This is a genomic window from Streptomyces sp. NBC_01190 (genome assembly GCF_045039895.1).
GTDB lineage: Bacteria > Actinomycetota > Actinomycetes > Streptomycetales > Streptomycetaceae > Actinacidiphila.
In genome coordinates this window covers 1893808-1914322 of the sequence record NZ_CP108580.1, presented here as the reverse complement: position 1 = coordinate 1914322, position 20515 = coordinate 1893808, and the positions used below count along the sequence as shown (strand labels likewise).

The window sequence follows — 20515 nt, the reverse complement described above, 5'->3', positions numbered from 1 at the left end:
CCCAAAGCATCGACAAGAGATCCTGACACTCGGGGTAATCCGTGAAAAAGCTCTCCGCACGACGGCGCCACCCGCTGGCGGCGCTAGTCGTCCTATTCTTCGCGCTCGCGGCCACCGGGGGGCTGTACGCGGCGCTCGCGCCCGCGCCTGAGGCGCGGGCCGACGACTCGGCTCAGTCTCTTGCCATCGATCAGGGCAAGAAGTTGTTCTCCCTCGGCTGCGCGAGCTGCCACGGCATGTCGGGCCAGGGCAGCTCCGACGGCCCGAGCCTGGTCGGGGTCGGCGCCGCCGCGGTCGACTTCCAGGTCGGCACCGGCCGGATGCCCGCCCAGCAGCAGGGCGAGCAGGTCGTCGCGCACCCCGTGATCTACACCCAGGCGGAGATCGACCAACTGGCCGCGTACATCGCCTCGCTGGGTCCCGGCCCGGCCATCCCGGCCAAGAGCCAGTACAGCCCGTCCGGCGCCGACGTGGCCAAGGGCGGTGAGCTGTTCCGCAGCAACTGCTCCCAGTGCCACAACTTCGTCGGCAAGGGCGGCGCGCTGTCGGCCGGCAAGTTCGCGCCCAGCCTCAAGGGTGTAACGCCCAAGCACATGTACGAGGCGATGCAGACCGGCCCGCAGAACATGCCGTCGTTCCCCGACAGCACGATGCCGCAGGACACCAAGGCCGACATCATCGCGTACCTCAAGGCCGTCGACACCGCTCAGAGCCCCAACCCGGGCGGCTTCACACTGGGCAACCTCGGCCCCGTGTCCGAGGGCCTGTTCGGCTGGGTCTTCGGCGTCGGGACCCTGTGCTTCATCGCCATCTGGGTCGCCGCACGGACCACCAAGGCCAAGAAGTCATGAGCGAGACTGGACCCCACAACGACGTGTCAGAGAACCTGCCGAGCGAACACGGTGCCCACGGTGGCGGCGTAGCGACCACCAAGGACCCGTTCGCCAACCCCGGACTGCCGCCCCACGAGCACCGCCGCCAGGACATCGACGACAAGGCCGCCAAGCACTCCGAGCGAGTGGTGGCCGGTCTGTTCGTTCTCTCGATGCTCGGCACCCTCGGGTTCATCGCGAGCTTCGTGATCTTCCCGGTCGACAAGATCGTCTACATCTTCCCGATCGGCCACGTCAGCGCGCTGAACTTCTCCCTCGGCCTCACCCTCGCGGTGGCGCTCTTCTGCATCGGCGCGGGCGCCATCCACTGGGCCCGCACGCTGATGTCCGACGAGGAGATCACCGACGAGCGCCACCGGGTGGACGCCGACGACGAACTGCGCGAGAACGTCAGGCAGCAGTGGATCACCGGCGCCAAGGAGAGCGGCTTCGGCCGCCGCAAGCTGATCCGCAACACCATGCTGGGCGCCCTGACGCTCTTCCCGCTCACCGGCCTCTTCGTCCTGCGCGACCTGGGCCCGCTGCCGGAGAACAAGCTGCGGCACACCCTGTGGTCCAAGGGCAAGGTGCTGATCAACGTCAACACCAGCCAGCCGCTGCGGCCCGAGGACATCGCGGTCGGGTCGCTGACCTTCGCGCAGCCGCCGGGGATCCAGGAGTCCGACGACGACTTCCAGGAGCAGATCGCCAAGGCCGCCCTGATGATCGTGCGGCTCAAGCCGGAGGACATCAAGGACAAGCGCGAGGCCGACTGGGGCCACGAGGGCATCGTGGCGTTCTCCAAGATCTGCACCCACGTCGGCTGCCCGATCAGCCTGTACGAGCAGCAGACACACCACGTGCTCTGCCCCTGCCACCAGTCGACGTTCGACCTCTCCGACGGTGCCCGGGTGCTCTTCGGCCCCGCGGGCCACCCGCTGCCGCAGCTCCGGATCAGCGTCAACGCTGAGGGCAACCTCGTGGCGCTCGGCGACTTCGACGAGCCCGTCGGCCCTGCTTTCTGGGAGCGCTGATGAGTACCACCACCGACACCTCCACCCGGCGCCGGCCGACCAACCCCGGCGAGCGGGTCGCGGAGTGGACCGACGGGCGGCTCGGCCTCTACAAGCTGGCCAAGTCCAACCTGCGCAAGGTCTTCCCGGACCACTGGTCCTTCATGCTGGGCGAAGTCTGCCTCTACAGCTTCACGATCCTCATCCTCACGGGTGTCTATCTGACGCTGTTCTTCCACCCGAGCATGACCGAGGTCGTTTACCACGGCTCCTACACGCCGCTCCAGGGCGTCCGGATGTCCGATGCGTACGCCTCCACGCTGCACATCAGCTTCGAGGTCCGCGGCGGTCTGTTGATAAGGCAGATCCACCACTGGGCGGCGCTGATCTTCATCGGCGCGATGATCGTGCACATGATGCGCGTCTTCTTCACCGGCGCCTTCCGCCGGCCGCGCGAGATCAACTGGCTCTTCGGCTGGACGCTGCTCTTCCTGGGCATGTTCACCGGCTTCACCGGTTACTCGCTCCCGGACGACCTGCTCTCCGGTACGGGTGTCCGCTTCATGGAGGGCGCGGTCCTCTCCACGCCGATCGTCGGCACCTATCTGTCGATGTTCCTCTTCGGCGGCGAGTTCCCCGGGCATGACTTCGTGAGCCGGTTCTACTCGGTGCACATCCTGCTGCTGCCCGGTCTGATGGCCGGTCTGCTGGTCGCCCACCTGATCCTGGTGTTCTTCCACAAGCACACCCAGTTCCCGGGCGCGGGCAAGACCGAGAAGAACGTCGTCGGCGCTCCGCTGCTGCCGATCTACACCGCCAAGGCGGGCGGCTTCTTCTTCGTCGTCTTCGGTGTCATCGCGGCCGTCGCGGCCATCGCCACCATCAACCCGATCTGGGAGATCGGCCCCTACCGGCCGGACCAGGTGTCCACCGGCGCGCAGCCCGACTGGTACATGGGCTTCTCCGAGGGCCTGGTGCGAGTGATGCCCGGCTGGGAGATCAGAGGGTTCGGACACACGCTGGTCCTCGGTGTGTTCATCCCGCTGATGATCTTCCCGCTGGTGCTGGTGGCCATCGCCGTCTACCCGTTCATCGAGTCCTGGGTGACCGGCGACAAGCGGGAGCACCACCTGCTCGACCGGCCGCGCAACCGTCCGGTGCGCACCGCCTTCGGTGTGGCCTGGCTGACCGAGTACTTCGTGCTGCTGGTCGGTGGTGGCAACGACATCTGGGCCACCCACTTCCATCTGTCGATCAACTCGATCACCTGGTTCGTCCGCGGCAGCTTCTTCATCCTGCCGGTGATCAGCTTCTGGGTCACCAAGCGGCTCTGTCTCGGCCTCCAGCGGCGGGACCGCGACAAGGTGCTGCACGGCCGGGAGACCGGCATCATCAAGCGGCTGCCGCACGGTGAGTTCATCGAGGTGCACGAACCGCTCTCGCAGCAGCAGCTCTACGTGCTCACCGCGCACGCCCAGCCGAAGCCGATCGACCCCGGACCCGAGGTCGACGAGAACGGTGTCGAGCGGAAGATCAGTCCGGTCGCGCGGGTGCAGGCGAAGCTGTCGCGGGGCTTCTACGGGGAGCACAGCCAGATTCCGAAGCCGACGGCGGAGGAGTACGAGGAGATTACGAGCGGGCACGGTCACTAAGCCGCTCGCGCTGGCGTCACCAGAAAACCGGGCCGGGCCCGGGCACCCCATAAAGGGTGCCCGGGCCCGGCCCGGGGCGTTTGCCCGCTGTCGGTCGGTGGTCCGCCGCGGGTCGTTGGGGGCTGGGCGCGCGGTTCCTCGCGCCCCTACGGGGCGCCCCCTTGCGGGGGCTGGCTGGATAGGGTGGGCGGGCTGAGAGTGTGGCCCCCCTTTTTAGGTTCCAGGTTTTTCAGGAGCGTGACCCATGAGCGTTGTGAACCCCGCCGGAGGCGACCCCACGGCTCCGCGCTCGTGGCCCGACGTCCTGAGCACGCTGCTGGCCCGGCAGGATCTGAGCGGCGACGACACCGCCTGGGCGATGGACCGGATCATGCGCGGCGAGGCCACCGACGTGCAGATCGCCGGATTCGCGGTCGCGCTGCGGGCCAAGGGGGAGACCGTGGACGAGGTCTCCGGCATGGTCCGGGCGATGTACGAGCACGCCAACACCATCGAGGTGCCCGGGCCGACCGTGGACATCGTCGGCACCGGCGGCGACCGCTCCAAGACGGTCAACATCTCCACCATGTCCGCCATAGTGGTGGCCGGCACCGGCGCCAGAGTCGTCAAGCACGGCAACCGGGCGGCGTCCTCCGCCAGCGGTGCCTCCGATGTGCTGGAGAAGCTCGGCGTCAATCTGGACCTCACCCCCGAGCGGGTGGCCGAGGTCGCCGCCGAGGCCGGGATCACCTTCTGCTTCGCGGTGCGCTTTCACCCGGCGTTGCGCCATGTGGCCATCGCCCGGGGCGAGTTGGGGGTGGCCACCACCTTCAACTTCCTCGGCCCGCTGACCAACCCGGCGCGGGTACGGGCCCAGGCCACCGGTGTCGCCGATCTGCGGATGGCGCCGATCCTCGCCGGCGTCCTCGCCGAACGCGGCTCGTCCGCCCTGGTCTTCCGGGGCGACGACGGGCTGGACGAGCTGACCACCACGGCCACCTCCCAGGTCTGGGTGGTCAGGGAGGGCAAGGTCGAGCAGCGTGCCTTCGACCCCCGTGACGTCGGCATTCCGCTGGTGCCGCTGGAGGCGCTGCGCGGCGCCGACCCGGCGCACAACGCCGATGTGGCCCGCCGGCTGCTGGCCGGCGAGACCGGTCCGGTCCGGGACGCGGTGCTGCTCAACTCGGCGGCCGCGCTGGTCGCACTCAACCCCGGCAGCGGCACTCTGGAGTCCCAGCTCGCGGCCGGCCTCGAACAGGCCGCCACCTCCGTCGACTCGGGGGCGGCCGCCGCCGTACTCGACCGCTGGGCGGCGGCGACCCACGCCTAGCCGTACTTTTTCCCCCGGCTGTTCGGCCGGCTGTTCCGCCGGCCCGGCGGTCGGCGTCTGAGCCGATCGCCGGGCCGGGGGACCCGGCACCCCGTGCGAGGCGCTGTCCGTGTGGTGGACGGCGCCTTGCGCGCGCACGGGCATATGGCAGAATCCCTGGCAGGTCACGAGTGACAGCGCAAAGGCCCCGGCTCGCTGTCCGGCAACCCTCCGTCCGAGGTGGGGTGCCCCGGGTGAAGACCAGGCTGTGAGCAAGCAAGGCTCATAGCAAGCCGGACTTGGGGAGTTCTGTCATGACTGTGTTCAGCCCTGCCACCGATACCGCCCGCGAAAGCCGCGACGCCCGCGATAGCTGTCCGCCGCTGCCGGTGCTGGGACACGATGTGCGGGTCCCGCTGGTCACCGGCGGCGAAGTCGGCTACGCGGCACTCGACTACGCGGCGAGTGCCCCCGCCCTCCAGCGGGTCTGGGACGACGTGGCCGCGTACGCGCCGTACTACGGCAGTGTGCACCGGGGGGCCGGCTATCTCTCCCAGCTCTCCACCGATCTCTTCGAGCAGAGCCGGGCCACCGTCGCCGCGTTCCTCGGCTGCCGGCCCGACGACGAGGTGATCTTCACCCGGTCCACCACCGACAGCCTCAACCTGCTGGCCGCCGTGCTGCCGGCCGGCACCCAGGTCTTCGTCTTCGACAGTGAGCACCACGCCTCGCTGCTGCCCTGGCAGCGCGCCGAGGGCGCCCAGGTCACCTGGCTGACCGCCCCGCGCACCCCGGAGCAGGCCGTCGCCGCCCTCGACGTGGCCCTGCACGGCGCCCCCAAGGGGCCCAAGCTGGTCTGCGTCACCGGCGCTTCGAATGTCACCGGCGAGGTGTGGCCGGTACGGAAGCTGGCCGCCGCCGCCCACCGGCACGGCGCCCGGATCGTGCTCGACGCGGCCCAACTCGCCCCGCACCAGCCGGTGGACATCGCCGCGCTCGACGTCGACTGGGTGGCCTTCTCCGGCCACAAGCTCTACGCGCCCTTCGGCTCCGGCGTGCTGGCCGGCCGGCCCGACTGGCTGCGGGACGCCGAGCCGTATCTGGCCGGCGGCGGGGCAAGCCGCACGGTCGCCCGCCGCACCGACGGCGGCCTCGACGTCGAGTGGCACACCTCGGTCGCCGCCCGCCACGAGGCCGGCTCGCCCAATGTCATCGGTGCCTACGCCATCGCCTCGGCCTGTCGCGCGCTCACCGAGGCCGGTTTCGACCGGCTCATCGCCCGGGAGCGGCAGTTGCTGGCCCGGCTGCGGGCGGGACTGGCCGATATCCCCCAGGTGCGGGTGCTCTCCCTGTTCGGGGCTGACTCGGCCCGGGTCGGTGTGCTCTCCTTCGTCGTCGACGGCTGGAACAGCTCGCACTTCGCCGCGGCGCTCTCCGCCGAGTACGGCATCGGGGTCCGCGACGGCCTCTTCTGCGCCCACCCCCTGGTCCGTACGCTGCTCGGCGGCGAGCCGGACGAGCCCGGTGCCTGCGGAGCCCCCGACGCCGCGCCGGGCGAACGCTCCCTCAACGCGATCCGGGTGAGCTTCGGCGCGGGCACCCCCGACGAGCACATCACCCGCTTCGTCTCGGCGGTGACCACCCTGGTCAGGGACGGCGCCCAGTGGAACTACCGCACCGAGAACGGCCGCTGCGTCCCGTCCCGCGACTGACGACTCGGGACCGGCGGCTCAGCGCCCTCGGGGCCGCCGGTCAGGAGTCCAGGCCGATGGCGAAAGCCGCCTCCAGATCGTGCTGCGAGTAGGTGCGGAACGCCACATGCGTGTCCGTCGCCCGCACGCCCGGGATCTTGCTGATCCGGCCGGGGATGATGTCCGCGAGATCGTCGTGCTGGGCCACCCGGACGAGAGCGACGAGATCGTAGCCCCCGGTCACCGAGTAGACCTCGCTGACGCTGTCGAGCGCCGCGATCGACTCGGCGATCTCCGGAATCCGGTCGACAGACGTCTTGATGAGCACGATCGCGGTGATCACGGCTGGATATCTCCTTGGGTGGGCCCGATGACGAGGCTCACCTTACGCCGTGGCCGATAGCAGACCCATGCGCAGAAGAAGCCGAAGGCGAAGCCCACCACGTGGGCGAGATAGGCGACGCCGGGACCGCCGTGCGCGGTCCTGGCCGCCAGCCACTGGAGCACGAACCAGAAGCAGAGCACCGTCCACGCCGGGAAGCGCAGCGGGACGAAGAGGAGAAAGGGGAAGACACTGGTGACCCGGGCGGTCGGACAGAGGTAGAGGTAGGCGCCGAGCGCGCCGGAGATCGCCCCCGACGCGCCCACCAGGCTCCGGGTGTCGTTCGGGTGGCCGAGCGCGAAGCCGTAGGTGGCGAGGTAGCCGGCGGCCGCGTAGAAGAGGGCGAAGCGCGGCCGGCCCATCCGGTTCTCGACGTTGTCGCCGAAGACCCACAGGAAGAGCATGTTGCCGATCAGGTGCACCCAGCCCGCGTGCACGAAGAGCGCGGTGAGGACGGAGAGGAACGGCACCTTCGGATACGGGCCGGGGACCGGGCAGCCGGCCGGCAGATCGAGCCGGGCCGGAGGCAGCTTTCCGTGGAGGAGTTCGGCCGGAATGACTCCCCAGCGATCGAACCAGACCGCCTGCGCACACAGGCGCCCGGCGCCCGGCGCCACGCCGAAGCCGGCCGCCGGGCCCAGCACGAACGTCAGGGTGCACAGCCCGATCAGCGTGTACGTCACGACCGGCGGGCGATGCGCCGGCCCCACCGGGTCGAACTCGGACACCGGGCTGTTGTCGGACACCGGGATGACCATGGACCGATGATGACGGAACGGCTGTACCGGCCAAAGGTCGCCTCGCCGCAGCGCGGCGGACCGCTGAGGCCGTAGGGTAACCGGGACACACGCCCGTAGCCATACCCGTATGCCCGCGGAGAGCGACCGCCGAGCCGTGCGGAAGGTGCTGACCGCATTGACTCCCGTAGCCGGGGACAATGGGAGGACAGCAGCGGCGGCCGGAGGGATCGAAGGGGGCCGGGAGGGCGCCGAGGAACCGGACGGGAGTGACTGGTGGACGGTATCGGCGACGTTCCCGACGCCGCGGCGAGCGAAGGCGGTGCGGGCGAGCCCGCGCTGGACCGACCGCTGCCCGAAGGCGTACGGCACCGGGTCGTCGCCATCGCCGCGGACGCCTTCGGCGGCTTCACCTTCGGCGATCTGCCGGTGTCACTGCGGCCCTATGCCCGCTTCACCCCCTCCCGGCGGGTGCGGTACGCGGCCACCGCGCTCGCCGCCGCGCTGGAGTCCGACGCGGCCTTCCGGCTCAAGGTCGCGGGCAAGCTGCGCGAGGCCCAGCCCGAGCTGACCGGCGCCCTCGACGGCGGCACCCCGCCACCGGCCGCCGACCCGCTGGACGTGGCCGCCGCCGCCTATCTGCTGCGGCCCCCCGGCTGGGCGAAGCTGGTCGCCACGGCCGGCGAGGAGGCGCAGCGGGCCGACGCCGAGCGCGCCGACGAGGAGACGCTGCGCGAACTCGACCGGCTGCGCCACGAGGTCGAGACCCTGAACGCGCAGGCCCGGACGGAAGCGGTCAGGGCCCGTAGCGAACTCGACACCGTCCGTAAGGAGGGCGACGCGCTGCACCGCAAGCTGCGCGCCGCGCACAGCGATGTCCGCCGCGCCGAGGCCGCCCAGCGCAAGCTCCAGGCCGAACTCGACGAGGTGCGCGCCGCCGCCGACCGGGAGCGGGCCGCCGCCGAGTCCGAGGCCAGGCGGCTGCGGGCCCGGCTCACCGAGTCCGAGGCGGTGCTGGAGGCCGGGCGCCGCGCGGTGCGCGAGGGCCGCAGCGTCGAGGACGTCCGGCTGCGGCTGCTGCTCGACACGGTGCTCGACGCCGCGGCCGGGCTGCGCCGCGAACTCGCGCTGCCGCCGCGCGACACCCTCGGGGTCCGGCCGGCCGACACCGTGGACGCGGTGGCGCCCGGCCACTTCAGCGCCCGGGACATCGCCACCCGCGCGCTCTCCGAGACCGATCCCCAACTCCTGGACCAGTTGCTCGCGTTGCCGCAGGCGCATCTGGTGGTGGACGGCTACAACGTCACCAAGACCGGCTATCCGTCGATGCCGCTGGAGAAGCAGCGGCTGCGGCTGCTCGGCGGTCTCGCGGCGCTGGCCGCGCAGAGCGGCGCCGAGGTCACCTGTGTCTTCGACGGCGCCGATCTGGACATGCCGGTGCTGCTCGCGCCGCCGCGCGGGGTGCGGGTGCTGTTCAGCAAGGCCGGTGAGACCGCCGATGAGCTGATCCGGCGACTGGTGCGCGCCGAACCGCCGGGCCGGCAGATCGTGGTGGTCTCCGCGGACCGCGAGGTCGCCGACGGGGTGGCCAAGGCCGGCGCGCGTCCCGTCGCCTCCACGCTGCTGCTGCGGCGGCTGGCCCGGGTCTGACCAGCGTCGGCCGCCGCACGAGGCGGCGGCACGCCGGGCGCCCCCGGGCACCCCTCGGCACCCTCCCGAACACCCTTGCCCCGTCCCGCTGTTCACCACCGCCGCACGCGCCCCCGCGTCAACTCAGCGTCGACCCGCCCTCACCGCCCGTACGACCAACGTAAAGAAAGTGCGAAACGGTCGAGATTTTGCCTACAAAGATTTGAACCGATCACAGGAAGGTCACTAAGGTCAGGCGTCGAACCTCCGCGCAGTCGATCATCCAACCCGGATGGCGCTCGGGGACCGCCCGCCAGTGAACCGGTAGGCGGCTGAAGGAAGAAGGAGCTCGCCTTCGTGGCGTCCCACCGTCGTCCCAAGCCGGCAACCCGCACGCGCGTGACCGTGCTGACCGCGACCGCCGCAGCAGCGGTCGCCCTCTCCGCGCAAGCCGCGAACGCCGCCCCCGCCAAGCCCACCATCAAGGACGCCAAGACCAAGGTCGACGCCCTCTACTCGCAGGCGGAGCAGGCCACCGAGAAGTACGACGCGGCGAACGAGAAGCTGCATACCCTCCAGAAGGACGCGTCAAGCCTCCAGGACCAGGTCGCGCGGCAGCAGCAGCACCTCAACCAGCTCAGGGACGGTCTCGGCGCCATCGCCGCCTCCCAGTACCGCAGCGGCGGCATCGACCCGACGATCCAGCTCTTCCTCTCGGCCAACCCGGACACCTACCTCCAGCAGGCCACCGCGCTCGACCAGCTCGGCGCGCTCCAGGCCGGCGCGATGGAGCAACTCCAGGACGCCAAGCGGGAACTCGACCAGTCCCGCGCCGAGGCCACCGCCAAACTGGCCGACCTGCAGAGCACCCGCGCGGAACTCGCCAAGCGCAAGAGCGAGGCCAAGGACAAGCTGGCGCAGGCGCAGCAGGTGCTCAACACGCTCACCGCGCAGCAGCGGGCCGACATGCAGCTCCAGGACCAGATCGCGGCCAACCGGGCCAGCTCCCGGGTGAACCTCGGCGACGCCAAGGCCGCCACCGGGCGGGCCGGCGCCGCTTTCGCGGCCGCGCAGAACGAACTCGGCAAGCCGTATGTCTACGGCGCCACGGGCCCCGGGTCCTTCGACTGCTCCGGCCTCACCTCCTACGCCTACGCGCAGGCCGGTGTCTCCATACCCCGGACCTCGGAGGAGCAGGCCAACGCGGGCACCCGGATCTACTCGGAGTCCCAGCTCGGCGTGGGCGACCTGGTCATCTTCTACGGCGACTTCCACCACGTCGGCCTCTACGCGGGCAACGGGATGGTGCTGCACGCGCCGAAGCCGGGGGCCGTGGTGCGCTACGAGTCCATCGCCGACATGCCCTTCGAGTTCGGCGTCCGGATCTGAGGCGCCGAGTCCGCTGAGCCGTCCAGCCGCTGAGTCCGCTGAACCGGCTCGGCCCCCGGCCCGGGCAACGGGCCGGGCCCGGCCTACGGCGTACGGGTGACGGCATCCGAGGACGGCCGCCGGTCCGGCCGGTGTGACCTGCGAAGCGACCGATATCGGTCGTACGTACGGCCCGACGGTCTTTGTACTCTCCGCCATCGCGCGGCTACTGTCTGCCGCTGTGGCTTCCCATCGACGCTTTCCGCAGCCGGGTCTCGCGGCCCGCACCAGTCGCGTCACCGTGCTCTCCGCGGCGGCGGCGGCCACCGCGGCCCTGTCCGGCGGCGCCGCACAGCTCGCCGCCGCCGACCCGTCCGGCACCGCCCCGGGCCACACGGTCCAGCCGGACCGGCTCGGCCGGCTGGACCGGTTCTACCAGCAGGCCGAGCGGGCCACCCAGAAGTTCGACGCCGCCCAGGAGCACACCCACACGCTCCGGGCCGAGCTGACCTCGCTCCAGGAGCGGGCCGCCGCCGCGCAGCAGCGGGTCAACGACCTCCGTAACGAACTCGGCACCCTGGCCGCCTCCCAGTACCGCGCCGGCGCCATCGACCCCTCGCTCGCGCTGCTGCTCTCCGCCAGCCCCGCGGACTACCTGGACCGCGCCGCCCTCCTCGACCGGCTCGGCGACCAGCAGGCAGGCCGGCTCCGGCAGCTCCAGGACGCGGAAAGCCTCCTGATGCGGCAGCGCGACCAGGCCGCGGGCAAGCTGGCCCAGCTCCGGCAGGCCACGGCCGTGCTCCAGCAGCGGAAGAAGACCGTACAGCAGGCGCTCGCCGCCGCCCAGCGGATCCTCAACGCGTTACCGCGGGACGAGCGGGCCCACTTCGCTCCCGGCACGGCCGACCGGGCCTCCCGGGACCGCCCGCTCCCGGAGCTCGCCGATCTGCCGGCCTCCTCCGGCCGGGCCGCCCTCGCCGTCGCCGCCGCCCGCCGGGCGGTCGGCGCCCCCTATATGTGGGGCGGGGTCGGCCCCAACGCCTTCGACTGCTCCGGCCTGATGCTCTACGCCTACCGCCAGGCCGGCGTCTGGCTGCCGCGCACCTCCCAGGAGCAGATGAACGCCGGCCCGCACGTACCGCTCGACCAGGCCCGCCCCGGTGACCTGGTGATCTACCGGGGCGACGCCAGCCACGTCGGCATGTACGTCGGCGGCGGCCTCGTCGTGCACGCGCCCTACCCGGGCGCGCGGGTCCGGTACGACCCGGTCGGCATGATGCCGATCACCGCGGTCACCCGTCCGGCCGGTTGACCCGGCGCGGCTCCCGGGGCCGTACGATCGGGCGCGTGCCCACGGTGACCGCGCCGCGCTCCAGGGCCGCCGGCCGGGTCTGGGCGGCGGCCCTCATGGTGTGCGCGGTGGGCGGGGCGCTGCTCGGCGGCTGCGCGCCCGGCCGGCCCGGCCCGCCCGCGGCGGCCACCGCCACCACAACCGACAGCGCCACCGCCCGCGCACTGCGAGCCCTGCTCGACCAGCGGGCCGCGGCCCTGCTCCACCACGACCGGGCCGCCTTCCTGGCCGGAGTGGACCCGCGCGCCGAGCGGTTCAGGGCCCGGCAGACCGCGATGTTCGACGACCTCGCCGCCGTACCGCTCGCCGCCTGGTCGTACACGCTCGTCAGGACCGGTGCCTTCGCCCTGCCGGCGGCGGCCGACGGCACCCCGCGCGAGGCCGCCGAGGTGCGGCTCGGCTACCGGCTGACCGGCTACGACACCGAGCCGGTGGCGTCCACCGCCTATCTGACCCTCGCCCGGCGCGGCGGCCACTGGTACGTCGCCGGGGACGACGACGGCGTGCCCAGCGGCCACCGCACCGCCGTCCAGCTCTGGGACCAGGGTCCGGTCCACGTGGTGCGCGGCGCGCACAGCCTGGTGCTCGGGCTCGGCGACCCCGCGACGCTGCGCGGCTACGCTAAGGACGCCGACCGGGCGGTGCCCGAGGTGACCCACGCGTGGGGGACCGGCTGGCCCGGCAAAGTCGTCGTCGAGGCCCCCGCGACGCTCGACCAGGTCGCCGCGCTGCTCGACGCGCGAGCCGGCGACTACCGGGACATCGCCGCCGTCACCACCGGCGAACTCGGCGGCGACGCGCGGGCCCCGGCCGACCGGGTCATCATCAACCCCGCCGCCTTCGCGCAGCTCTCCGCCTTCGGCCGCCAGGTCGTCCTGACCCACGAGACCACCCACGTCGCGACCCGGCTCGCCACCACCACCCCCACCACCCCGCGGTGGCTCTCCGAGGGCATCGCCGACTGGGTCGCCTACCGCGACTCCGGCCGCACCGCGCCCGAGATCGCGCCCGAGCTGACGGCCGACGTCCGGGCCGGCCGGGTCCCCGCCGCGCTGCCCTCCGACGCCGGCTTCGCCGCCACCGCGACCGGCCTGGCCCAGGCGTACGAGGACGGCTGGCTCGCCTGCCGGATGATCGCCGACCAGTGGTCGCCCGGCACCCTCACCGCCTTCTACCGGGCGATGGCCAAGGGTGGCACGGTGGACGCCCGGCTGCGCGCGGCGGTCGGGCTGAGCCTGCCGGAGTTCACCGCGCGCTGGCGGACCTACGTGGAGGGGGAGTTGGGATGAGCGAGCCCGAGCGGGCCAAGGCGGCCGACAGGGCTGCGGGGGCGGAGGGGGCTGACGGCGCGGACCGGGTCGAGGGCGCCGACCGGGTCGACGGCGCCGATCCGGTTGAGGGCGTCGGCAGCGCCGAAGGTGCCGCTGACTTCACGCCCGAGCAGATCGCCCGCGGCCGGGCGCTGCGGCGCGGGGTGCTGCCGGTGGCCGCCGGCTCCTCCGCGGTGTCGCTCGCGCTGCCGCTCGCCCTCGGCCTCACCTCCGGCGGGGCGCGGCTGATCGGCGCCTTCGGGGACGGCTGGGCGGTGCGGGTGGTGGGCGCCGGGCTGACCCTGGTGCTGCTGCCGCTGCCGCTCACCCTGCCCCTCGCCGCCAGGGGCCGGGTGGTGCGGGCCCGGTTCGGCCTGGTCACCCAGGGGTGGGCCGGCTGGGCGCTCGACCAGGTGCGCGGTCTGCTGGTGTCCCTGCCGCTGATCCTCGGGGCGCTCTTCGCGGTGTACGCGTTGGCCGGCACCGCCCGCTGGTGGTGGGCCTGGGCGGCGCTCGGCGCGGCCGGCGTCACCTTCCTGCTCTCCTTCGCCGCCCCGCTCGTCTTCGAGCCGCTCTTCAACACCTTCACCCCGATGGAGCCGGGACCCGCCCGGGACAACCTGCTCGCGCTCGCCGCCCGGGACGGCGTGCCGGTCCGGGAGGTGCTGGTGGCCGACGCGTCCCGGCGCACCACCGCCCTCAACGCCTATGTCTCCGGCTTCGGCCGCACCCGCCGGATCGTCGCCTACGACACGCTGCTCAGCACCGCGTCGCCGCGCGAGGTGGAGTTGGTCGTCGCCCATGAACTGGGCCACGTGGTGCACCGCGATGTGCCGCGCGGTACCGCCTTCGGCGCGCTGGGGGCGGCCGCCGGGGTGTGTGTGCTGGCCGCCGTCGTCACCTGGTCGCCGCTGCTCGACCTGGCGGGCGTGGCCCGGTTCGCCGATCCGCGCTCCGCGTGGCTGCTCGCGGCGGCGGCCTCGGTCGCCGGCGCGATCGTGGGTCCCGCGGGCCGCGCGCTGTCCCGCCGGATCGAGCGCCGCGCCGACCTGCACGCGCTCGATCTCACCGGTGACCCGGCCGAGTTCATCGCGATGCAGCGGCGCCTGACCGTCGCCAACGTCGGCGACCCGGCCCCGCCGCGGCTGCCGCACCTGCTGCTGTCCACCCACCCCACCCCCGCCGCCCGGATCGCCGCCGCCCGCGCCTGGCGCCCGCCCGGAACCTGATCTGCGGTCAGGCGGTGGTGAGCGGGCCGCCGAGCGCCTCGGCCGCCGCCCCGGCGCCCGGGGCGGCGCTGCCCCGCGGCGGGACCGTCGCGCTCCACAGCCGGCGGCAGGCGAGCACGGACGCGGCCACCAGCAGAGCGTTGCGCGCGCCGAGCAGCGACACCCCCCAGCCGTCGCTGCGCGTCACATGGGCGAAGAACACCGGGAACTCCAGGGTGGTGAGGAAGACCGCCGCCAAAGTCAGCAGCACCGGCAGCCGCTGCACCGTCCCCCGCGCCGTCAGACACAGCGCGCCGACCCCGACCAGCCACACCATGTACTGCGGGCTGATCACCCGGGACGTCGTGGTGAAGACCAGCAGCGCGGCGAACCCCGCGTCGTACGGTGTCGCGGCGGCGAACGTACGGGCCCGCAGCCGCCACCACACCAGCCAGCCGCAGGCCGCCGCGCTCAGCGCGAGCGCCGCCGCGCTGACCGCGCCCACATACGGGCCGAGGAACTCCACCGAGCCGTAGTGCATCGTGGCCCGGCCGCGCCAGCCCAGATGCCGCCCCAGGTGGAAGACGAGCGCGCCCAGGGACTCCACCTCGGTGCCGCGGTCGCGCTGGCCGGCGAGGAAGGAGAAGGCGCCCCTCATCGTCACCGCGAAGAGCGCCGCCCCCGCCGCCGCCGTGCCCACCGCCGACAGCCAGGCCCATCGGGCGGCCCGGCCGCGCGGCGCCCCGATCAGCAGCAGCACCGGCCACACCTTGAGCAGCGCGCCGATCCCCGCGAGTACGCCCGCGACGGCGGGACGGCGCCGGAGCAGCAGCAGCGCGGGCACCGCCACCGCGGTCACCATCACGTCGTAGCGGGCGTAGACGATCGGACCGGCGAGCGCGACGCCGACCACCCACACCCACGCCCCGGCCGGTCGGCCCGGCCGCCGCCCGGCCAGGAGCAGCGCGGCCAGCACCACGGCGTCCGCCAGCAGCGCCAGACAGAAGAAGGCCGACGCATAACCGAGGAACGGCACCGCGGCCGGCGCCACCAGCGCCGCCGCGGCCCCCGGCGGGTACTGCCACGTCACGTCGCCGACCGGGAAGGAGCCGCCGCGCAGCACCGGATACCAGCCCGCGTAGACACCGGCCACGTCGTGCAGGACGACCTGGCCGGGAAAGCGGACCACCTGGAAGACGCAGAGCAGCAGCACGGCGCGCGTCGCCGCCCACCCGGCGACCGCCCGGCCCAGCTCGCCGATACGGGTATTCCTCACGTCACGCATCATGCTGGCCGCGGGCGCCGCGGCCCCGGACGGACGCGGCCCGCGCGGCCGGCCGGGTGAACCGGGCCCGCCGGGCGATCCGGGCCTCCGGGGGCCCGGAGGGTAGTGTCGACGGCGATGGACAAGACCCTGATCGTCACCAACGACTTCCCGCCCCGGCCCGGTGGCATCCAGTCCTTCGTGCACAGCATGGCGCTGCGCCTGGACCCGGGAAAGGTCGTGGTCTACGCCTCGACCTGGCAGGACGGCGCGGAGGCCGCCCGGTTCGACGCCCAACAGCCCTTCCCGGTGGTGCGGGACCGCGCCAAGATGCTGCTGCCCACCCCCCGGGCGACCCGCAGGGCCGCCCAACTGCTGCGCCAACACGGCTGTACCTCGGTGTGGTTCGGAGCCGCGGCGCCGCTCGGCCTGATGGCGCCTGCGCTGCGGAAAGCGGGCGCGCGGCGACTGGTCGGCACCACCCACGGCCACGAGGCGGGCTGGGCGCAACTGCCGGCCGGCCGCCAACTGCTGCGCAGGATCGGCGAGGGCACCGACACCCTCACCTATCTCGGCGAGTACACCCGCGCCAGGATCGCCGCCGCGCTGACCCCGGCGGCGGCCGGCCGGATGGTCCAACTGCCACCCGGCGTCGACGAGAAGACCTTCCACCCGGGCTCAGGAGGAGCGGTGGTGCGGGCGGCGCTCGGCCTCGGCGACCGGCCGGTGGTGGTGTGCGTGTCACGGCTGGTCCCGCGCAAGGGGCAGGACACGCTGATCCTGGCGATGCCGCGGATCCTGCGCGAACAGCCGGGCGCGGCGCTGCTGATCGTCGGCGGCGGACCGTACCGCGGCGAGCTGGAGCGGCTCGCCGAGCGCACCGGGGTCGCGGCGTCGGTCGTCTTCACCGGCGCGGTGCCCGCCGCCGAACTGCCGGCCCACTTCGGGGCCGGCGACGTCTTCGCGATGCCCTGCCGGACCCGGCGCGGCGGGCTGGACGTCGAGGGCCTCGGCATCGTCTACCTGGAGGCGTCCGCGACCGGCCTGCCCGTGGTGGCCGGCGACTCCGGCGGCGCCCCCGACGCGGTCCTGGACGGCGAGACCGGCTGGGTGGTCCCCGGCGGTTCCCCCGAACTCGCCGCGGACCGCGTGCTCACCCTGCTGCGCGACCCCGAACTCCGGCGCCGGATGGGCGATCGGGGCCGCCGCTGGATCGAGGAGTCCTGGCGCTGGGACCTGCTGGCCGACCGGCTGCGGCGGCTGCTGTGACCGCGGCGCGGCCCGGCCGGCGCGCTCAGCGCGCGTAGAGGAGTTCGATCTCGTCGGCGAAGTCGGCCAGCACGACATTGCGCCGCAGCTTCAGCGACGGTGTCATATGGCCCGACGCCTCGGTGAACTGACCGGTCAGCACGGTGAACCTGCGGATCGACTCGGCCCGGGAGACCGCCTCGTTGCCGGTGTCCACCGCGCGCTGGACCGCCGCCAGCAGGTCGGGGTCATCGGCGAGTTCGGCCGCGGTGCGGCCGGACTTGCGGTGCTGCTCGGCCCAGCGCGGCAGGAACTCCTCGTCCAGGGTGATCAGCGCGGCCACGAAGGGGCGCTGATCGCCGACCACCATGCACTCGGCGATCAGCGCGTTCGCCCGGATCCGGTCCTCGATCATCGCGGGCACGACGTTCTTGCCGCCGGCCGTCACGATGATCTCCTTCTTGCGGCCGGTGATGGTCAGATAGCCGTCCTCGTCGAGCGAACCGAGATCCCCGGTGTGGAACCAGCCGTGGGCCATCGCCTCGGCCGTGGCCGCCTCGTCGTTCCAGTAGCCGGAGAACAGGTGCTCGCCGTAGAGCAGCACCTCGCCGTCGTCGGCGATCCGTACCGTGGAGCCGGGCAGCGGCTGGCCGACCGTGCCGATCTTCGTCCGGTCCCAGGGGTTGAAGGAGGTGGCCGCGCACGACTCGGTGAGCCCGTAGCCCTCCAGGACGGTGAAGCCGATCCCGCGGTAGAAGTGGCCGAGCCGCTCGCCGAGCGGGGCGCCGCCGGAGATCGCGTGGGTGGCCCGGCCGCCGAGCACCGCCCGCAGCTTCGCGTAGACCAGCCGGTCGAAGAGCCGGTGCTCAAGCCGCAGCCGCAGCGCGGGACCCGACGGGGTGTCGAGCGCCTTGCTGTACGCGGTCGCGACGGCCGCCGCCCGGTCGAAGATCCGGCCCTTGCCGCCGGCCTGGGCGGTGGCCCGCGCCGTGTTGTAGACCTTCTCGAAGACCCGCGGCACCCCGAGGATCATCGTCGGCCGGAACGACTGGAGGTCCTCGGTCAGCGACGTGACGTCCGCCACGTGCCCCAGCCGGATCGGCGCCATCACGGCGGCCACCTCCACCAGCCGCCCGAAGACGTGGGCCAGCGGCAGGAAGAGCAGGATCGAGTTCTCGCCGGTGACGAAGAGCGGGCGGAGCCGCTCCACCGCGTTGCCGCACTCCGCGAAGAAGCTGCGGTGGCTCAGCACGCAGCCCTTGGGGCGGCCGGTGGTGCCCGAGGTGTAGACGATGGTGGCCGGGGTGTCGGCGCTGGCGTGGCCCGACCGCTCGTCGAGCACCGCGTCGGAGATGTCGGTGCCGGCCGCCCGGAGCGCCGCCACCACACCGGTGTCGATCCGCCAGACGTGCTTGAGCTGCGGCAGCCGCTCGCGTACCGCCTCCACCACGCTCTCGTGGCGCTCGGACTCGACCACCACCGCGACCGCGCCCGAGTCACCGAGGATCCACTCCACCTGTGCCGCCGACGAGGTCTCGTAGACCGGGACGGTGACCGCCCCCGCGCTCCAGATGGCGAAGTCGAGCAGCGTCCACTCGTAGCGGGTCCTGGAGATCAGGGCCACCCGGTCGCCCGGCTGCACCCCGGAGGCGATCAGACCCCGGGCGGCGGAGCGGACCTCGGCGAGGAAGCCGGCCGCGGTGATGTCCGTCCAGCCGCCGGCGGGGTCCTTGCGTCCTATGACGGGGGTGTCGGGATGCTGAGCGGCGTTGCGCCGGATCAGGTCCGTCAGGTTGCCGTCCGCGGGGACCTCGTACAGGGCCGGAAGGCTGAACTCACGCAAGGCGACTGCTCCTCATCGGTGCCACGGCGCACCCGGAGGGAAGGTGATGGACGGCGTGGACGTTACCCATCGGTAAGGCTCCGGCGGTAGAGGGGCCACAGCAGATGTTTTCAGCATCACACAGCAGGCGGAAACGCTGTAAGCGCTTCGCGCACAGTAGTCCAAGAGCCCGTGGTCGCCGTGCCGGGTCGGCGATAATGTGGACCTATGCGGGTGCATGTGGTGAGTGACGTCCACGGAGCGACCGAGGCGCTGGCCCGGGCCGGTGAGGGCGCCGACGCCCTGGTCTGCCTCGGCGACCTGGTGCTCTTCCTGGACTACGGCGACCATTCCCGGGGCATCTTCCCCGACCTCTTCGGTGTCGCCAACGCCGACCGCATCGTGGCACTGCGCACCGCCCGCCGCTTCGACGAGGTCCGTGACCTCGACCGCGAACTGTGGGCGGGACTCGACCGACGGGCCGTCATCGAGGGCGCCGTCCGCAAGCAGTACGCCGAACTCTTCGCCGCCTTCCCCACCCCGACCTACGCCACCTACGGGAACGTCGACATCCCCGGCCTCTGGCCGCAGTACGCCCGGCCCGGCACCACCGTGCTGGACGGCGCCACCGCGCGGATCGGCGACCGCGTCTTCGGCTTCGTCGGCGGCGGCCTGCCCACCCCGATGCGCACCCCCTACGAGGTCACCGAGGCCGACTACGCCGCCAAGGTCGCCGCCCTCGGCCCGGTGGACGTGCTCTGCTCGCACATCCCGCCCGCCGTCCCCGACCTCTGCTACGACACCGTCGCCCGCCGCTTCGAGCGCGGCAGCCAGGCGCTCCTCGACGCCATCCACGCGACCCAGCCGAAGTACGCGCTCTTCGGCCATGTCCATCAGCCGCTGGTGGCCAGGACCCGGATCGGCCGTACCGAATGCGTCAACGTCGGCCACTTCAACCACACGCACACCCCCTGGGTGCTGGAGTGGTGAAGGGCTCCGCCCGGCGCCGGCCGGCCGCCCCGGTGCGGGCCGCTGCCGCCCCGCGGCGGGTGCGGACCGGCGCGCCGGGGGCGCGGTAGCCTTCACCCGCAGCCAGCAGCACCGTTTCAGGAAGGCCAGGGCGATGGCGGAACACACGACGTCGAGCATCACGATCGAAGCGGGGCCGGACGCCGTCATGGGGGTCATCGCCGACTTCGACCGCTACCCGGAGTGGACGGGTGAGGTCAAGGAGGCACAGGTCCTCGGCCGCGACGAGGACGGCCGCGCCGAGCAGGTCCGCCTGCTGCTGGACGCCGGCGCCATCAAGGACGACCACACCCTCGCCTACCGCTGGATCGGCGCGCACGAGGTGCGCTGGTCGCTGGTGAAGTCCCAGATGCTGCGCACCCTCGACGGCTCCTACGCGCTCGCGCCGGTGGACGGCGGCGCCCGTACGGAGGTCACCTACCAGCTCACCGTGGACGTCAAGATCCCGATGCTGGGCATGATCAAGCGCAAGGCGGAGAAGGTCATCATCGACCGGGCGCTGGCGGGGCTGAAGAAGCGGGTCGAGTCGGGTCCCGAAGCGGCGGCGGCAGAGCCCGGCGCGAGCGGTTCGGGTGCCGATCCGGCGCCGGGCGGCACGGCGGGCGAGCCGGTGGCGCCCGGCACCGATGACGCGGCGGACCCCGCCGGGAC

The 20515-nt window shown here is 72.8% G+C and carries 16 protein-coding genes, 1 pseudogene and 1 riboswitch; of the genes and pseudogenes, 13 read left to right on the top strand and 4 right to left on the bottom strand.

Features of this window, described 5'->3' with window-relative positions:
• Positions 1-41: 41 nt before the first annotated feature.
• The 5 genes from OG519_RS08145 (at position 42) to OG519_RS08125 (ending at position 6537) form a co-directional block, all read left to right on the top strand.
• Complete coding sequence (locus OG519_RS08145) at positions 42-851, top strand: c-type cytochrome (RefSeq protein WP_405580580.1); 810 nt, start codon at positions 42-44, stop codon at positions 849-851.
• Positions 848-1906 carry a Rieske 2Fe-2S domain-containing protein gene (locus tag OG519_RS08140; protein WP_405580578.1) on the top strand — a complete coding sequence of 353 codons (1059 nt, stop codon included), beginning with the start codon at positions 848-850 and terminating at the stop codon, positions 1904-1906. Before OG519_RS08145 ends, OG519_RS08140 begins: the two co-directional genes overlap by 4 nt.
• Positions 1906-3537 (top strand): cytochrome bc complex cytochrome b subunit, encoded by a 1632-nt coding sequence (locus OG519_RS08135; RefSeq protein WP_405580575.1) that lies wholly within the window; start codon positions 1906-1908, stop codon positions 3535-3537. Before OG519_RS08140 ends, OG519_RS08135 begins: the two co-directional genes overlap by 1 nt.
• Before the next feature lie 244 nt (positions 3538-3781).
• On the top strand, positions 3782-4846 hold the full coding sequence (gene trpD, locus OG519_RS08130) for an anthranilate phosphoribosyltransferase (protein WP_405580572.1): 1065 nt from the start codon (positions 3782-3784) through the stop codon (positions 4844-4846).
• A gap of 162 nt (positions 4847-5008) precedes the next feature.
• Positions 5009-5126, top strand: a riboswitch (SAM riboswitch).
• Between the two features lie 13 nt (positions 5127-5139).
• A complete protein-coding gene (locus tag OG519_RS08125; protein WP_405580569.1) occupies positions 5140-6537 on the top strand; it encodes an aminotransferase class V-fold PLP-dependent enzyme in 1398 nt (465 codons plus the stop codon).
• A gap of 40 nt (positions 6538-6577) precedes the next feature.
• Here the strand turns inward: OG519_RS08125 and OG519_RS08120 are convergent, their stop codons facing one another.
• Both OG519_RS08120 and OG519_RS08115 read right to left on the bottom strand, forming a co-directional pair.
• Positions 6578-6859 carry an Lrp/AsnC family transcriptional regulator gene (locus OG519_RS08120; RefSeq protein ID WP_405580566.1) on the bottom strand — a complete coding sequence of 94 codons (282 nt, stop codon included), beginning with the start codon at positions 6857-6859 and terminating at the stop codon, positions 6578-6580.
• The gene (locus OG519_RS08115; RefSeq protein ID WP_405580564.1) at positions 6856-7656 is read right to left on the bottom strand and encodes a rhomboid family intramembrane serine protease; all 801 of its coding nucleotides are present in this window, start codon (positions 7654-7656) and stop codon (positions 6856-6858) included. Before OG519_RS08115 ends, OG519_RS08120 begins: the two co-directional genes overlap by 4 nt.
• A gap of 252 nt (positions 7657-7908) precedes the next feature.
• On the opposite strand from OG519_RS08115, the gene OG519_RS08110 reads away from it, so the two are divergent.
• The 5 genes from OG519_RS08110 to OG519_RS08090 all read left to right on the top strand — a co-directional run bounded on the left by OG519_RS08110 (position 7909) and on the right by OG519_RS08090 (position 14522).
• On the top strand, positions 7909-9285 hold the full coding sequence (locus OG519_RS08110; RefSeq protein ID WP_405592561.1) for an NYN domain-containing protein: 1377 nt from the start codon (positions 7909-7911) through the stop codon (positions 9283-9285).
• 336 nt (positions 9286-9621) lie between these two features.
• Complete coding sequence (locus tag OG519_RS08105) at positions 9622-10653, top strand: NlpC/P60 family protein (RefSeq protein WP_405580561.1); 1032 nt, start codon at positions 9622-9624, stop codon at positions 10651-10653.
• Positions 10654-10873: 220 nt separating this feature from the next.
• Positions 10874-11944 carry an NlpC/P60 family protein gene (locus tag OG519_RS08100; protein ID WP_405580558.1) on the top strand — a complete coding sequence of 357 codons (1071 nt, stop codon included), beginning with the start codon at positions 10874-10876 and terminating at the stop codon, positions 11942-11944.
• Positions 11945-12039: 95 nt separating this feature from the next.
• The gene (locus OG519_RS08095; RefSeq protein WP_405592559.1) at positions 12040-13272 is read left to right on the top strand and encodes a hypothetical protein; all 1233 of its coding nucleotides are present in this window, start codon (positions 12040-12042) and stop codon (positions 13270-13272) included.
• Positions 13269-14522, top strand: coding sequence for a M48 family metalloprotease (locus OG519_RS08090; protein WP_405580555.1), 1254 nt, complete (start codon positions 13269-13271; stop codon positions 14520-14522). Before OG519_RS08095 ends, OG519_RS08090 begins: the two co-directional genes overlap by 4 nt.
• 7 nt (positions 14523-14529) lie before the next feature.
• On the opposite strand, the gene OG519_RS08085 is transcribed toward OG519_RS08090, so the two are convergent.
• Positions 14530-15786: a glycosyltransferase 87 family protein gene (locus tag OG519_RS08085; RefSeq protein WP_405592557.1), complete on the bottom strand. Its 1257-nt coding sequence runs from the start codon at positions 15784-15786 to the stop codon at positions 14530-14532.
• 117 nt (positions 15787-15903) lie between these two features.
• On the opposite strand from OG519_RS08085, the gene OG519_RS08080 reads away from it, so the two are divergent.
• Positions 15904-17034 carry a glycosyltransferase family 4 protein gene (locus OG519_RS08080; RefSeq protein WP_405580552.1) on the top strand — a complete coding sequence of 377 codons (1131 nt, stop codon included), beginning with the start codon at positions 15904-15906 and terminating at the stop codon, positions 17032-17034.
• A gap of 25 nt (positions 17035-17059) precedes the next feature.
• On the opposite strand, the gene OG519_RS08075 is transcribed toward OG519_RS08080, so the two are convergent.
• A complete protein-coding gene (locus tag OG519_RS08075) occupies positions 17060-18856 on the bottom strand; it encodes an AMP-dependent synthetase/ligase (protein WP_405580550.1) in 1797 nt (598 codons plus the stop codon).
• Between the two features lie 207 nt (positions 18857-19063).
• Here OG519_RS08075 and OG519_RS08070 point away from each other — a divergent pair, with 207 nt between their 5' ends.
• Positions 19064-19825 (top strand): metallophosphoesterase, encoded by a 762-nt coding sequence (locus OG519_RS08070; RefSeq protein WP_405580547.1) that lies wholly within the window; start codon positions 19064-19066, stop codon positions 19823-19825.
• A gap of 133 nt (positions 19826-19958) precedes the next feature.
• A pseudogene (locus tag OG519_RS08065) lies at positions 19959-20405 on the top strand (SRPBCC family protein); the annotation flags it as partial.
• Positions 20406-20515: the final 110 nt, after the last annotated feature.

Bases quoted from the DNA above. Each gene is read 5' to 3' on its own strand.
- trpD (WP_405580572.1), top strand. From the start codon at position 3,782: ATGAGCGTTGTGAACCCCGCCGGAGGCGACCCCACGGCTCCGCGCTCG.
- OG519_RS08095 (WP_405592559.1), top strand. From the start codon at position 12,040: ATGGTGTGCGCGGTGGGCGGGGCGCTGCTCGGCGGCTGCGCGCCCGGC.
- OG519_RS08115 (WP_405580564.1), bottom strand. From the start codon at position 7,656: ATGGTCATCCCGGTGTCCGACAACAGCCCGGTGTCCGAGTTCGACCCG.
- OG519_RS08085 (WP_405592557.1), bottom strand. From the start codon at position 15,786: ATGCGTGACGTGAGGAATACCCGTATCGGCGAGCTGGGCCGGGCGGTC.
- OG519_RS08140 (WP_405580578.1), top strand. From the start codon at position 848: ATGAGCGAGACTGGACCCCACAACGACGTGTCAGAGAACCTGCCGAGC.
- OG519_RS08070 (WP_405580547.1), top strand. From the start codon at position 19,064: ATGCGGGTGCATGTGGTGAGTGACGTCCACGGAGCGACCGAGGCGCTG.
- OG519_RS08125 (WP_405580569.1), top strand. From the start codon at position 5,140: ATGACTGTGTTCAGCCCTGCCACCGATACCGCCCGCGAAAGCCGCGAC.
- OG519_RS08080 (WP_405580552.1), top strand. From the start codon at position 15,904: ATGGACAAGACCCTGATCGTCACCAACGACTTCCCGCCCCGGCCCGGT.
- OG519_RS08090 (WP_405580555.1), top strand. From the start codon at position 13,269: ATGAGCGAGCCCGAGCGGGCCAAGGCGGCCGACAGGGCTGCGGGGGCG.
- OG519_RS08135 (WP_405580575.1), top strand. From the start codon at position 1,906: ATGAGTACCACCACCGACACCTCCACCCGGCGCCGGCCGACCAACCCC.